This window comes from Polycladidibacter stylochi (assembly GCF_001562055.1).
In the GTDB taxonomy this organism is placed as follows: Bacteria; Pseudomonadota; Alphaproteobacteria; order Rhizobiales; family Stappiaceae; genus Pseudovibrio; species Pseudovibrio stylochi.
Map to the genome: position 1 here is coordinate 132,697 of NZ_LLWE01000027.1, position 14,455 is coordinate 147,151.

Annotated in this window: 10 protein-coding genes; 8 read left to right on the forward strand and 2 right to left on the reverse strand. The window is 47.9% G+C overall.

Translation table 11 applies throughout. From position 1 onward, the window contains the following. Window positions 1-35 precede the first annotated feature (35 nt). Window positions 36-1,013, reverse strand: coding sequence for an ABC transporter substrate-binding protein (locus tag AYK67_RS11880; protein WP_068086893.1), 978 nt, complete (start codon window positions 1,011-1,013; stop codon window positions 36-38). A 236-nt stretch (window positions 1,014-1,249) separates the two neighbouring features. On the opposite strand from AYK67_RS11880, the gene AYK67_RS11885 reads away from it, so the two are divergent. The 7 genes from AYK67_RS11885 to AYK67_RS11915 all read left to right on the forward strand — a co-directional run bounded on the left by AYK67_RS11885 (window position 1,250) and on the right by AYK67_RS11915 (window position 10,212). Continuing rightward, window positions 1,250-2,125: a DMT family transporter gene (locus AYK67_RS11885; RefSeq protein ID WP_068086896.1), complete on the forward strand. Its 876-nt coding sequence runs from the start codon at window positions 1,250-1,252 to the stop codon at window positions 2,123-2,125. A gap of 175 nt (window positions 2,126-2,300) precedes the next feature. Then, window positions 2,301-3,350 carry a LacI family DNA-binding transcriptional regulator gene (locus AYK67_RS11890; RefSeq protein WP_068086900.1) on the forward strand — a complete coding sequence of 350 codons (1,050 nt, stop codon included), beginning with the start codon at window positions 2,301-2,303 and terminating at the stop codon, window positions 3,348-3,350. Between the two features lie 245 nt (window positions 3,351-3,595). After that, a complete protein-coding gene (locus tag AYK67_RS11895; protein ID WP_068086904.1) occupies window positions 3,596-6,271 on the forward strand; it encodes a tetratricopeptide repeat protein in 2,676 nt (891 codons plus the stop codon). 146 nt (window positions 6,272-6,417) lie between these two features. Next, complete coding sequence (locus AYK67_RS11900) at window positions 6,418-7,548, forward strand: CobW family GTP-binding protein (RefSeq protein WP_068086913.1); 1,131 nt, start codon at window positions 6,418-6,420, stop codon at window positions 7,546-7,548. 8 nt (window positions 7,549-7,556) lie between these two features. Then, the gene (locus AYK67_RS11905; protein ID WP_068086916.1) at window positions 7,557-8,534 is read left to right on the forward strand and encodes a WD40 repeat domain-containing protein; all 978 of its coding nucleotides are present in this window, start codon (window positions 7,557-7,559) and stop codon (window positions 8,532-8,534) included. A gap of 101 nt (window positions 8,535-8,635) precedes the next feature. Beyond that, the gene (locus AYK67_RS11910) at window positions 8,636-9,163 is read left to right on the forward strand and encodes a DUF2937 family protein (protein WP_082735783.1); all 528 of its coding nucleotides are present in this window, start codon (window positions 8,636-8,638) and stop codon (window positions 9,161-9,163) included. A 125-nt stretch (window positions 9,164-9,288) separates the two neighbouring features. Then, on the forward strand, window positions 9,289-10,212 hold the full coding sequence (locus tag AYK67_RS11915) for a LysR family transcriptional regulator (protein WP_068086925.1): 924 nt from the start codon (window positions 9,289-9,291) through the stop codon (window positions 10,210-10,212). A 62-nt stretch (window positions 10,213-10,274) separates the two neighbouring features. On the opposite strand, the gene AYK67_RS11920 is transcribed toward AYK67_RS11915, so the two are convergent. Continuing rightward, a complete protein-coding gene (locus AYK67_RS11920; protein ID WP_068086927.1) occupies window positions 10,275-11,387 on the reverse strand; it encodes a Leu/Phe/Val dehydrogenase in 1,113 nt (370 codons plus the stop codon). A 214-nt stretch (window positions 11,388-11,601) separates the two neighbouring features. On the opposite strand from AYK67_RS11920, the gene AYK67_RS11925 reads away from it, so the two are divergent. Further along, window positions 11,602-13,647: a HoxN/HupN/NixA family nickel/cobalt transporter gene (locus AYK67_RS11925; protein WP_068086932.1), complete on the forward strand. Its 2,046-nt coding sequence runs from the start codon at window positions 11,602-11,604 to the stop codon at window positions 13,645-13,647. Window positions 13,648-14,455: the final 808 nt, after the last annotated feature.

The following is a 14,455-nucleotide window of genomic DNA, read 5'->3' on the forward strand; positions in this document are numbered from 1 at the left end:
AGCCGAAGTGCTGAGCTGATTGCTGGACTGCAATGTTATTCCCCAAAGATTTCCAGGAATTTCTTTTTGTCAGCTTCGGCTGTTTCCAGAGCTTCGCCGGCGTCAAAATCAATGAGTTTGATTTCATTACGTGTTGGGAAGCCTTGTGGACCGGCGACTTTCGGGTGAGCTGGTAAATAACCTTGGTCCGCTGCCAATTGCTGGCCTTCTTTAGAAAGCAGGAAGTGGACAAATTTAGCAGCTGCATCTTTATTTTTGGCGGTTTCCAGCACAGCAACGGGCTCGGTTACTGCAGAAACTCCCTCGCTTGGGAAAACGAACTCAACAGGTGAGCCTTTGGCTTTTTCGCGAATTGGCAAGAAGTCGACGACAACTCCAACCATTTTTTCACCGCTGGCAACAGCTTTAAAAGTACCGCCATTGCCACCTTTAGGCTTTACGTTGTTCGCTGCAAGGTTTTCGTAGTAAGACCAGCCAAGTGTATTGTTTTGTGTCATTGCTTCCATATGAATGGTCGCTGCTCCCGAGGTGAGGGGCGATGGCATTGCAACCAATCCCTTGAGCTCAGGTTTTGTAAGGTCTTGCCAAGATGAAGGCTTAACCGGTGACTTGCTATTATAAACAATACCGGTGGTGATAAGCTTGGTTGAGAAATAGTGGAAGTCGTTATCAAACAAGCGCTTGTCATAGCCTTGAACCGGTGCTGTGGTTACCGGCGCCAAGCGCCCCTCGCGCTTCAAGCCTTCCATTGTGACCAAGTCTGCAATGAGCAAAACGTCTGGTTTGGGGGCGCCAGCTGCAAATTCTGCACGCAACTTTGCCATTATTTTTGTGGTGCCATCGCGCACCCAATCCACCTTGATATCTGGATTTGCCGCCATGAAAGCGTCTACAGTCTGTTGGGCATCTTTACTTGGCTGGGATGTATAAAGCACAAGTGTTTCTGTTGCGCTTGCCGAAGCGCAAGCCGCAAAAGACATTACTGCTGCAGTTAAAAGGTGGCGAAGTGACATATTCAGGCTCCAACAAATATGAAAAATGTCGATAATTTGTGATGGAATAGAACTAGTGTTTGTTTGTTACGCTATGACGACAATAAGGATAGCTTATTGTTTAATTGGTGACCTTAAGTTGATATTCTTTCATAACTTATTGTAATAGTTGAATTTTAAGTGTTTGTATTTATTTGAATTACATTGCTCTTACTAAGGGAAATGGTAGAGATGGTGTGGGGATAAGGAGAATAATAATGCCCGCACCTTCGCAACGTTTGGCCGGAATAGGCTACTACTCAGTTGCTTTCTTTTTCTTTTCATCATGCGATGCAATGATAAAGCTTAGCGCCAGTGCTGTACCTGTTTTTGAGGTCGCGTGGTTTCGGTATTTTGGGCAGTTTGTTGCTGTCCTATTGATATTCAGGGTCTGGAAAAACCCGGGATTATTGATGCCTAAACGATGGGGATTGCAAGTAATTCGCGCTGTTATACTTATGATTGGAACGGTATTGCTGTGTACTGCATTGCAATACTTACAGTTGGCACAGACTGTTTCAATAAGTTTTGCAGCTCCGTTTGTTATTGCTGCTGTTTCTGGCCCTTTACTCGGCGAATGGTGCGGACCGAGGCGCTGGGCAGCAATTATCCTGGGCTTTATTGGTGTTTTGATCGTGGTGCAGCCTTTTGACGGGGAAGTGCACTGGGCCATGCTGCTTACAATTGCCGCTATGTTTTGCTTTTCTGCTTATTTCTTGATGACAAGAGCTTTGGTGCAGAGCGATAGTAATGCCAGTATGTTGATGATGTCGTCTCTCGTGGGCAGTATTTTGTTGGCTCCCCCCGCATTTGCGGATTTCCAATGGCCGGACCAGACCTTTGAAGTATTCGGGTTGGTTTCTATGGGCTTTTTGGCACTAACTGCGCACTGGCTGCTAACGGAAAGCTATCGTTTTGCTTCGGCTTCGTTTTTGGCACCGTTCATGTACCAACAAATAATATGGATGATTATTTATGGGTACCTGATATTTGGTGATACGCCTAGCATTCATACCCTTATTGGAGCCACTCTGGTTATTTGCTCCGGTATTTATTTACTCTTGCGCGAACGTAAGCAATTGCAGCAACCATAGTCTTGGCCTGACTACAGCTAGGGCAAGATGCGACCTCTTAAGGTTTTGGTTCAAGAAAAATAAATGTCATAATGGCGCTCTGAGTTTATTGGATTGTGGCAGTTTTATGATATAGCGCAGTCTTGACTTGTTTTGTTAAGCTCTGCTTGGCCATGGTTGTGTGAGGTTGTTAAAAGTGCAGGAGAAAGGCAAAAGAATACGGCTCGGCGATATTGCCAAGAAACTGGGTGTTTCGACTGCCACTGTTTCGCTTGCCATGCGGGATTCTTCGCTGGTTGCTGAGGCAACGCGTCAACGCGTGCGGGCCTTTGCTGAGGAAGCGGGGTACATTTACAACCGCTCAGCGGCGAGTTTGCGCACTTCAACCTCCAATATGATTGGTGTGGCGGTTCATGATATTTTGAACCCTTACTTTGCCGAGGTGTATCGCGGTATCGAGGAAACGCTGGCTGCAGAAGGCAAAATGGTGTTGATGAGTAATCACCGTGATTTTGTTGGCCGTCAACAGCAATTTGTCGAGACTTTGCTGCAGTACCGCGCTGATGGCCTGATTCTTTGCCCCTCTGTTGGGACGACAGCAAAGGAAATTAACGCAATCCAAGAGCAAGGCGTACCGGTAACATTGGTTTGCCGCGATGTACCCGGGGCCATGGTGCCTGTTGTGCGTGGTGATGACTATACCGGTGCTTACATGATGACCCGACATTTGATTGAACTCGGGCATGCCCATATTGCTATGGTTGGCGGGCGGCGTTCTTCATCGGCGGGCAGGGACCGTAATCTTGGGTGGCGCACAGCATTGGAAGATGCGGGCCTGGACCCGGACCGGCAGCTGGATATACCGGAGCTTATGGACCGCAACGACGGGGTTTCTGTTGTCGCCGATATTTTGGAGTTCAAACCACGCCCTACGGCTGTGATGTGCTTTAACGACTTGGTCGCCCTTGGGGTGATGACAGGTGTGCGCCGCGCGGGGGTGGAACCGGGGCCGCAACTGGCGATAACCGGCTATGACAATACCGAGAGTGGGCGCAACCGGACCCCGGCCTTAACCACGGTGAGCAATGGTGCCAATTTAACAGGCGAGCTGGCTGCAAAGCTGATGCTGCGCAAATTAAATGGCGAAGATGTGCCTGCAAATATTACGCTTATTAAGCCGTTTTTGAAGTTGCGCCAGTCGGCACCTTCAATTGGTGTGCGGCTTTCGCCACAAGTGATGATTTAATTCTTAGTAGGAAACAGTTTATTAGCGATTGCCGGTTAACCATGCTGCACCTATGCGAAAGGGGTGAGCATGATTGGTACGCCTTTATCTGCCCAAGAGTGGATAGAATTTAAAACATTAGGGTTTTATTCGCTGGCAATTGTTTGCCTCGTACTGCTTGCTGGATAATTTTCTTGTTTCTCTAACCTCATCTACATGATTTATGATAGTAATCACTTAGGAATGATAAATTTGAGTGATTACTTATGGCTGGAAGATTTTTAGATAAATTATTTATACTGTGCTTTTGCTTATCTTGTAGCGTATCTACTTTAGCCATTGCTGCAACATCTGGCGGTGTTGAAGATTTGCAAGGCAATAGCGGCGACTTTAGCGCGCGCCAGTGGATTGATGCCCGAAAGAAGGGTGTGGGCAAAATTTCGGGACAATCGTTTGATGCGCTCAAAGCCGAAGCGCAAGCCGGTATTACCGAGGCACAGTTCAAGCTTGCCATGGCCTATGAAGACAATAGCGCCAGTTATTACGATCTTTCCAAAGCCTTTGAGAACTACAAAAAGGCGGCAGATGCTGGCCATCCTTATGCTATGGGCTCGTTAGCATGGTACTACGAGTACGGGATTGTGGTTGAAAAGGATGAGCTGCGGGCCGAGCGGCTATATCAAGATGCCATGGAATTTGGCGACACTTGGAGCGCGCGGCAAGTTGGGCGAATGTATCTGCAAGGGCGGGGCGTTCCTAAAAATATAGATTATGGGCTTTCACAGATAAAATGGGCGCAGGAGCAAGGCGATAGCTGGGCGACGCTGCAGCTTGCCGACCTCTATATAAACGGCTTGGAAGTGAAGCGGGATCTAAAGCTGGGGCAGAAATATGCGCAGGATGCTTTGCAAGGCGGTGTTTACCAAGCCTATGCCTATTTAGGTTTGAGCGAAGAAAACGGTGTTCAGGGTCAAGTAAATTTTGAAAAAGCGGTTGAGTATTATGAGCAGGGCTTTGTAAAAGGTGATGCGCTTTCTTCCTTTTATTTATCGACCATGCTTTTGGGTGGTTATGGCGTTGAAAAGGATGCCAAACGTGCTTTTGAGCTCGTTGATGAAGCACAGCAACAAGGCTTGATAGAAGCAAAGTATCGCTATGCCTATATGCTGGAAAATGGCTTGGGGTGCGATGCCAACTATATGCTCGCGGTTCAAGTATATACGAAACTGGTTGAAGACTATAGGCATAGTATGGCTATGGCGCGGCTGGGTTCGATGAAGCTTTTAGGCCATGACACGAGGAAGGATGAGGCAGCTGGAATTGAGTTGCTGAAAAAGGGCTACGAGAATGGCTATGATTATAGCGCCGTAAAATTAGCCCGCCACTATATGGGCAATGAGCAAAGCGGTAAGGCTTTGACAACCCTTGTGCCACTACTTGAAAAAGATGATGAAGATGCGCTGTACCTGCTGGCGGACAGTTACTGGTTTGGGCAAGGTCTACATCAAAGTGATGTGATTGCGCGGCAGTACTTTAAAGATTTGTCTGCCAAGGGGCATCTGGATGCTAAGGAAAAATATGCCATTGCACTGCTTTATGGTTATGGCGGTGAACAGGACGTTGAACAAGGCATCGCTTTACTGCACGACGTGAAAGCTGAAATTCCAGACGCATATACGCAATTAGGTGTTGCTGCCCTTGAAGGGCTTGGGGATGAATACAGAATTAGTGATGCGCTGAAGTACTTTAATACGGCGGCGGCTCAAGGGGAAACGTGGGCGCATTACGAGCTTGGCAAATTATATTTGTATGGCGAGCGGGTACCAAAAGACTATTGGCAAGCGCGCGAGCATTTTGCATTTGCAGGTGATGCAGGCCAAGGGGCTGCTATAGCCTTTGTGGGGTACATGGTCGAAAATGGCTATGGAGAAGACATGAACCCGTTAAAGTCTATCGGTTACTACGAGACTGCTGCAGAGCAGGGCAATACTTTCGCAATGATGAAACTGGTAGACTATGGGCTGGGACCTAAAGCTATGCTGCGCCAGAAAGAAAGCATAGATTGGCTTATCAAAGCCGTAGAAAGTGGCGATGCAACAGCTCCGCAACGATTATTGGATGCACTTGAAGAGCAAGAAGAGCTTTTTGATGAAGGGCAATGGCACAGGGCATACAAAGCACTGGAGCATAACGGCCAGCTAGAGGGTACATCAAAGTTCAACTTTAATAGTGCAACACTAAGCCTCTTGGAGGGTGATTCCAGTGCGCTTGCGGCGGAAGTTGAGGTAAATCTTGCAAAAATAATAGGAAGATTGACGTGGTTTGGAACCTCTAGTCATTTCCCGAAGCACACAGATGAACTAGTTTATACTTTTTTGCCTGTCAGTTTATTGAGTAATCCATCAGGTGAAAAAAGTAGATTTTATAAACTCAAGGATCTGGCGGATAACAATAGGAGAATTGAAATCCGACGGGCGGCCTCTTGGTATGTATCTCAGGACTTACTCAAAGCTGCTGAAAAAGGAAAGCATCTTGAGGGGACTAGTGAAATAGATCCCTATAAGTATATAGATAAAGCAGCGATTGGTGGACTGGCAAAAGCCCAATACGCTTATTCGGAGCGGTTGCTGTTTGGCGATGGTGTTGCCCAGAACTTCACAAGGGCAGCGCGTTGGCTTCGCGCTTGCCGCCATGAATACCCGCAGGCGGCGATTTGGTTGGCCCTGCTGCTGGATGGTGGTTATGTGGTGGCTGAAAAGAATGAAGACGTGAACGCCATGGTGATTGAAGCCTATTTACAATCGCCTAGCCTGTTTGAACAAAGCTATGAACGTTTCCAAGCTGAATTACCGGAACCAGAAGCCAAAGACGGCTTTTCCCCATGGGTTGGCAAGGAAATTCTGGGGCGGTTGAAACCATTTTTACCTGCCGAGCGTGACTAGTTGGCTTATGAAGCTTATATGTAACAAAACAGCGTGATTGCCTTTAGTGTGACCTGGCAATTACCAATAGGGACAAACAAGGTGAGCAGGTTTGAACGGCTGCGAGATTTCGCAAGCAGACACCTGCTTTATGCTAGGAGAATACAATGTCGGAAACGACTGATACCCGAATTCCGGTTACTGTGCTTACCGGCTATTTAGGGGCTGGCAAAACCACTCTTTTGAACCGGATATTGAGCGAAAACCATGGCACACGCTATGCGGTCATTGTGAACGAGTTTGGCGAAATTGGCATTGATAACGACCTGCTGGTTGAATCTGACGAAGAAGTTTACGAGATGAATAACGGGTGCATTTGCTGCACCGTGCGCGGCGATTTGATCCGCACCGTTGAAAACCTCATGAAGCGAAAAGGGGCTTTTGACGCGATTATTGTTGAAACCACCGGTATTGCCGATCCGGCCCCTGTGGCGCAAACATTTTTCATGGATGATGATGTGCGCAAAGCTGCAAGGCTGGATGCTGTTGTCGGCGTTGTCGATGCTCGCCATGTGCTACAGCGGCTGAAAGATACCGATGAAGCGCAGGACCAGATTGCATTCTCCGATGTGATTTTGCTCAATAAAACCGACCTTGTGGATGCAGCCGAGCTACAAAATGTTCGGGCAGTGCTACAAAAGTTGAACCCGTATGCGCAGGTGGTGGAAACCGAGCGCTGTGCGGTAAAGCTTGCGGATGTTTTGGATCGCGGTGCGTTTGATTTGGACCGTATACTCGATTTGGATCCCAAGTTCCTCAAGGATGCAGCATCCGCACAAGCGCATGAACACGCGCATGACCATGACCACAAACATGATGATGATTGCTGTAGCTCAGGGTGTTGTGGTGGCGACAACCACGAGCATAAACACGACCACGGCGAGCACCACGTATGCGGGGCAGGCTGCGACCATGACCACTCTCATGACGAAGACGACGGCTTGCATAGTGTGAAGTCGATTTCGCTTCGTGCCGGTGATTTGGACCCGCAAAAGTTTTTCCCATGGATTAACGAGGTCACCCAGCTGGAAGGGCCGAACATCTTGCGTATGAAAGGTATTTTGGCTTTCAAAGACGACCCGCAGCGCTATGTGGTGCAAGGGGTGCATATGATTGTTGAGGGCGATCACCAACGGGAATGGAAGGCGGCAGAAGCCCGTGAAAGCCGCTTGGTGTTTATTGGCCGTGACTTGAACCAGCAAGCGCTGAAAGAAGCGTTTATGGCTTGTGTTGTGTGAGGTGATTTGTGCCAGTAATTGCACCGCTTGATGCGGATAGTTTTGTGGTTGCCACGTGCTTTTTAGGGGATGTGGCCGCCTTTGCTCTGGGTGATGGCTCTGTCAAATTTTTAGGTGGCCATGTAGATCATTTGTCCGTTTATAAGGACGGGCTGTTATCAGCAGTTCCTGCCCAAGATGGACGCGCGCTCATTACAGGCGGTATGGATGGCAAAGTTTATCAAGTAACGGCTGAAGGTGAAGCAACCTTGCTTGCAGAGCGCTCCCGCAAGTGGATTGACCTTTTGGCAACCGGTCCGCAGGGGGCCGTGGCTTTTGCCAGTGGTCGTACGGCTTGGGTGCGCTTGCAAGATGGCAGTGAAAAAGAGTTCCAGTTACCACGCGCTGTGGGTGGCTTGGCTTTCGCGCCCAAGGGCATGCGCTTGGTGACTTCGCGCTATGACGGGGTAACGCTTTGGTGGGTCAATGCACAAGGCGACCCGCAGGAGCTGTTTTGGAAAGGTGCGCATGGAGATGTTTGCTACTCTCCCGATGGCAAGTACCTTGTAACCGCCATGCAAGAAAACGCCCTGCATGGTTGGCGTTTAAGCGATAGCCAGGATATGCGCATGAGCGGTTATCCGGCAAAAACCAAAAGCATGAGTTGGTCGGCTAAGGGCAAATATCTGGCAACCTCTGGTGCGCAGGCTGCTATTTTGTGGCCATTTTCCGGCAAGAGCGGCCCTATGGGGCAACAGCCGCTGGAGCTTGGCGTGCGCAGCGATTCTATGGTGTGCCATGTGTGCTGTCACCCGAAAGAGGATATGCTGGTGGTGGGCTATGAAGATGGTATGATCATGGCGGTGCGTTTTGAAGATAACGCCGAGGTGCTGTTGCGCCGTCCCGGCGGTGGACCGGTAAGCGCTATGGCATGGGATGCCAAGGGCATGCGGTTGGCATTTGGTACGCAAGAAGGGCAAGCGGGCTTGATTACTATCGGCGAATAACTTTTGCAATTGCAGTTACTGGCATCATATTGAAAACTATCGAGTGGTGGTGATTAATCTTTACCACTGCTTACTCAGATATTTCGGGGGCATTGGGTATTATGGGATTTTTTCGAATGATTACCTTGCTGGTGGCCCTTGTGGGGGGCACTTTAACCTCGCAACTGCCCGAGTTTGCCCAGCAATATCGCCAGCGTTTGGGCGGGGCCATTGATGCTTTGCATATGGTGCTGAGTGATTTTGATTATGATGCAAAACAGACCGGTCTGAACAGAGCGCAGGCACTGCAACGTATGGCACAAAGTGCGGACCCGTTTGTACAAGAGCGCGTGAAAAGCATACAGCGTGTACAGCACCGTTATGAAACATTGCTTGCACAGCGTAGTGCCATGGTAGATGCGGGAGCATTTCGGCGCGTGATGGTATTCTTGCAAAACCCTGATAGCGATTTGATTGAGGCAGCGTGGCAAGATTATGAACCGGCGGTGCCTACGAGCTATGAAGGGCTGGTTAGTGCTGGTATGGGCGTGCTGGCCAGTTTATTGGTGTTGTTTGGCCTACGCCAAGTCGTAGGTGCGCCAAAGCTGCTAGGGCGGGCAGCGAAGAAGCAAAGAGCTTCCCAATCATAAGGCTTAAATACAACAGAACCCGCGTATTTTCGGTAGTTATATGCAAGCTGCTTGGATGGTGAAGCGACCCGCGATATCGTCTCTGTGTGCACAAATAGATAATTTAGCTGGTTTGGAGACTAGGCATGGACACCATCACCCGTAACAGATGCTTTTTGAAGGTTGTTGAAGCGGGTGGGTTTTCGGCTGCAGCCCGAGATATGGGGCGCTCGAAAGCACTGGTTTCCAAATATGTTTCCGAGCTTGAAGATGAGTTGGGTGTACGATTGCTCAACCGCACAACGCGGCAAGTTTCATTGACCGAGGTGGGCGAGGCATACGCGCGCGAAGTTGGCGAGTTACTACAACGTTTTGAGGAACTACAAGTCTCTGTAGCGCAAGACCACCATGATGTCCGCGGCAGGCTGAAAGTGAGTGCACCACGTTCCATGGCTGAATCCCCCTTGATCGAAGCGATGATTGATTTTGTTAAGATCAACCCATTGGTGCAACTGGATTTGCAGCTTGATGACAGGCTGGTTGATATTGTTGAAGAAGGTTTTGATGTGGCGTTTCGGGTAACAGATTTAGCCGATTCCAGCCTGATTGCCCGCAAAATACAAAGTGTTCGCAACATTGTTTGTGCTTCACCGGACTATCTGGCGCACTATGGCGTTCCAATGCAGCCGCAAGACTTGAACGGTATGCCCTGCATTATTGATAGGAACTCGGTATTTAAAGCGAACTGGCATTTTATGGTCGATGGTCAACGGACCTCGATTGGGGTCAACGGCCCCATTGCTGTGAATAGTGCTGAGACTGCAAAGCGGGCGGCTCTGCAAGGGGTGGGGCTCATACACTTACCGGCACTATTTTTGCACAAAGAGCTTGAAGATGGCCGTTTGCAAATGGTGCTGGAAGACTACATGGTGCCGGGACCTGGGATTTATGCCATTTACCCGCACCGTCGCCACCTTTCGGCCAAAGTACGTGCATTGGTCGACCATGTTGTCGCCTATTATAAAGAGTTGATAAAGCGGGGTAATTGCCCGCGTTTGTTGCTCGAATAAATAACTGGCAACTTGTACCGCAAGAAATTCAGCAGTTTTTCTTGCGGTGTTACTCAAGCCTGTTATGCAGCATGATCCATTTGCTTGGCTGCATTCTCTAGCCGCTCTTGTGCCAGCTGGTTTGCAACTTCATTTGTTGGCAGATTTTGCTTTGCTGCGATTGTAAATATTTCGCTCAATGTATGGCCAATACTATGCAAGCGAGCCTCAATCTCTTGTTTTGCGGTTTGTTTGGTGGCGGTGGCAATGGCAATGACACCACCAGCATTGATGGCGTAATCGGGAGCATAAACAATGCCTTTTTGATGAAGGGCCTGCCCATATTCATCGCTTGCCAGTTGGTTATTGGCCGACCCGGCAACTATTTTTGCTTGAATTTGCCCTATACTACTGGAGTTGATAACTGCCCCCAGAGCGCAAGGGGCATAAACATCTGCTAGAGCACTATGGGCTTGTTCGGGCGGGATGACTTTTGCGCCAAATTCCTGATGAGCTTTTTGTGTGGCTATGGCATTAATATCGGAAACCATCAGCTTGGCACCTGCAACATGAAGAAGGCGGGCCAATTGATAGCCCACAAGCCCCAGCCCCTGAATACTAATGGTGCGATTCAAGAGGGTTGGATTGCCATAGCAGTGATTGAGCGCAGCTTTGATGCCTTCAAAAACACCCGTTGCTGTATATGGGGAGGGATCGCCAATTCCGGCTGCCGTTGTGCCACGTGCATGGTTGGTTTTTTTGGCAATTTCATCCATGTCAGCTAAGCTCATCCCGACATCTTCTGCGGTGATGTAAGTACCAGATAAACGCCCAATATGTGCGCCAAATGCCTGTAACATCTGCGGCGTTTTGGGTTGGTCTTTTTGCGCAAGTATAACGGCCTTGCCCCCACCGAATGGTATGTTAGCCAGCGCATTTTTATAGGTCATCCCTTTTGACAGGCGAAGCGCGTCCGTTAGTGCTGCTCCGCTGGTGTCATAGTGCCAATACCGACAACCTCCGAGTGCAGGGCCAAGCGTGGTATTGTGAATAGCGATAATGGCTTTTAGGCCCGTTTTTCTGCAATGAATAAAGAGAAGGTTTTCGTGCTGCCCAGTATCATGCGCAAACTCTTCATGCTCAAAAGGGCTAATCAAGAATTGTGAAGATGTGACCATACTATTGTTTGCGCTCATTATTCCCTCCAGAATGAACCCTACGAGAAATGATAGGGTGATCCTGAGGTAAAATAAGGTTAATTACTGAAGTATTGACTATTAATTCGCTTATTTATTTTCATAGTTCATTATAATGGGAAATATTATTTCTTTTCTGAGTTTGTTCTTTTTGTCTTGATGTTGCCGTGTTCCTTTGGCAATGCAAGGGCTCGGGTAACACTTGTGGGCTATTATGACTGCTAGATTTCGTAGTTTTTCTATATTCGTTTTTTGTTGGCTGGTAGCCTTGGTGCTACCTATGCAGGTGATGGCGCATCCGCATGTTTTTGTGAAAGCCAAAGTTGCGCTGGTCTTTGACGACGAAGGGTATCTAACCGCGCTGAAGCATACCTGGGTATTTGATGACATGTACAGTGTTTATGCGCTGCAAGGTGTCGATGCCAATGGTAATGGCGAATACGATGGCGATGAGTTGGAGGTGCTTAAAGAGCTGGCAACTGCCAGTATCGAAGGCCTGGAAGAGTTTGGGTATTTCACGTTTGGCGATGATAGTAAGGTTGAGCTGGATTTTAAGCCCCCGCATTCACCGCGTATGTTCCTTAGAAAAGTGGGCTATAAAGACTATTGGCTTTTAAGCGATGATGATTTGAAGGCCATCGAAGAAGAGCGCGCGGCAGGGCGCGATGTGGAGCAAGATGCTACCATTAACTTGCTGGAATTACACTTTACATTGCCGTTAAAAGAGCGGGTTAAGGCAGATAAGCCACTCACTATAGATGTGTATGACCCTACCTATTACATTGATTATAAGTGGGATCAGAACAACGCTGTCAGCTTGGTCAATGCGCCTTTTAACTGTAAAACAGAGGTGATTAACCCGCCGGAGCTGGATTGGCAGACGGCAGCCAAGTTGGGTAGCGTTGGCGCAGATGTGCGCGAATTACCCGATGATTTGAAAAGCGTGGCAGACACTCTTGTAAACCAGGCAATAGTGAGCTGCGGTGCGAAAGCGCAGGCATTACGTGCTGAACAGCTTGCTATGAGTCCAATTGAAAAGGCGAAAAATAGCAAGGAAGCGGTGAATGCGTTTGCAAAAGATAGCAGCGTGCAACTTAGCGATATTAAACCGCAGCAACTGGAGAGTGCTAAAGATAAGCTGAAACAAGAGCTCGAAGGCCGCGCGGTAGCCTCTACACCCTCTATTAGCCCTGAAACGACATCTTCCATTAAGGATGCAACAACCAAGAGTGCTGATGATTTAGAAAAAGCGACACCAGAGCCGAAGAACGCTGAGCTCGAGAAGGATTTGCGATCAAACGTAGATGGCAGTTATTACGCTCGGTTGATGGGTAGTATTGCTATGATGCAGAACGAGTTTTTTAATAAGCTTCGCAGTGCATTACGTAGTTTCCAACATAACGAGAATGCCATTTGGTGGTTAATGCTCGTGAGCTTTGCCTATGGCATTTTCCATGCAGCAGGCCCAGGACACGGTAAAGCGATTATTTCCTCTTATGTTTTGGCAGATGAGCAAACTTTAAAAAAAGGGATACTGTTGTCATTTGCTTCGGCATTGGCGCAGGCTGTTACAGCGATTGTCTTGGTGGGCGGTATAGCCGGTGCTTTGCACTTCACAAGTATTGCACTTGATCGCACTTCAATGATGTTCGAAAAGGGCTCTTATATTCTGGTGCTTTTACTGGGTCTATGGCTTGTTTGGGAACGTGTCTTCCGTCCCATGTATGTTAAGCGTAAGGTGGCTGCTTGCAATCATTCGCATCATGACCATCATGATCACCACCACCATACGCATCACGATCACGGCCATGCTCACCATGAACACACAGATCACGGCCACGAGAGCCACAAGCATGAGCATACACATGCTCATGAAGTCTGTAGCAGTTGCGGGCACAATCATTCTGTAGATCCTGCCATGCTGCGTAATACGAAAATGAGCATAACCGGCGCTTGGTCGATTATTGTTGCGGTTGGCTTACGTCCTTGTACCGGTGCACTTATTGTGCTGGCTTTTGCTATGTCCCAGGGTTTGTTGTGGGCGGGGGTCGCCTCGACACTCGTAATGGGAATTGGTACGGGAATAACTGTTTCGATTTTGGCAAGCATGGCCGTACTAGCTCGTGATGTCGCGCTCAAAATTTGGGGCGACAGCAATGGCGCAATCGCGTTTATTCATCGCGGCTTCGAGATTGGTGGAGCGCTTTTGGTGCTTGTTGTCGGCTTGACAATGTTCTTGGCCGGTTTTCACATTTACTAGGCGCGATTTATCCTTGCCACGAACCGTGACTGACAATCACAGCATTGTGGCAAGGAAGCAAACCCCATAAAGCTTCCCTATAATTTGCCATAGAGAAGAAGAATGCACGTTCTGGTATACTAGATTTTACGTGTATTCTGGGTAGATTATTCCATGATTCTTATATGAAAAATCAGCGTTTCTAGAGGGAATCTCCCTTTTAAAAGGCTCGAACTCATCAAGTTATGCACAGTGGGAGAACAGCATTTTCACGCAATGGTTGCAGCGCAAGCGGTGCTATTTAACGGTTAGATTAGTTCGTTTCACTCTTTAGTTGGGCAACAATCTTTTCTTTTTTAATTGTAAATTCTATTATTAAAACCTGAGATATATATCTGTGCAATTTGAATTGTGTAAATTGCAAGGATTAGCTTTATAGGTAGTTTTATATACCAACTGCCTAGGCCTTGATGATAAAAACTAGCTAATTCGGTGTTTATTCAGCAGTTTTATTGCTTGATTGCACTTCTCTCTGATATTTTATGGGGCACAAAAAATTTGGATTATGTTTGAGATGAATGCTCACGTGAAAGTACTTAACTGCTGTAGAGTTAGATAGGCGTGTTTGCCCTTTGCTTTTAAAAGCTGAAATATATCTTATGCGTACTTGCCGGTACTCTTACCCACTGAAATTAATAGGAAAATTATGCTCAAGCCTCACACTATTATCACTTTGTAGCATTGCACTTCAGAGTCTCTTGTAACCGTGAAAATGATCGGGTTTAAAAGTCATGACAAGTTGTCGCAGTGACAAGTGGGCAGGGGGTGT

Bases quoted from the DNA above. Each gene is read 5' to 3' on its own strand.
- AYK67_RS11880 (WP_068086893.1), bottom strand. From the start codon at position 1,013: ATGTCACTTCGCCACCTTTTAACTGCAGCAGTAATGTCTTTTGCGGCT.
- AYK67_RS11885 (WP_068086896.1), top strand. From the start codon at position 1,250: ATGCCCGCACCTTCGCAACGTTTGGCCGGAATAGGCTACTACTCAGTT.
- AYK67_RS11895 (WP_068086904.1), top strand. From the start codon at position 3,596: ATGGCTGGAAGATTTTTAGATAAATTATTTATACTGTGCTTTTGCTTA.
- AYK67_RS11900 (WP_068086913.1), top strand. From the start codon at position 6,418: ATGTCGGAAACGACTGATACCCGAATTCCGGTTACTGTGCTTACCGGC.
- AYK67_RS11910 (WP_082735783.1), top strand. From the start codon at position 8,636: ATGGGATTTTTTCGAATGATTACCTTGCTGGTGGCCCTTGTGGGGGGC.
- AYK67_RS11915 (WP_068086925.1), top strand. From the start codon at position 9,289: ATGGACACCATCACCCGTAACAGATGCTTTTTGAAGGTTGTTGAAGCG.
- AYK67_RS11920 (WP_068086927.1), bottom strand. From the start codon at position 11,387: ATGAGCGCAAACAATAGTATGGTCACATCTTCACAATTCTTGATTAGC.
- AYK67_RS11925 (WP_068086932.1), top strand. From the start codon at position 11,602: ATGACTGCTAGATTTCGTAGTTTTTCTATATTCGTTTTTTGTTGGCTG.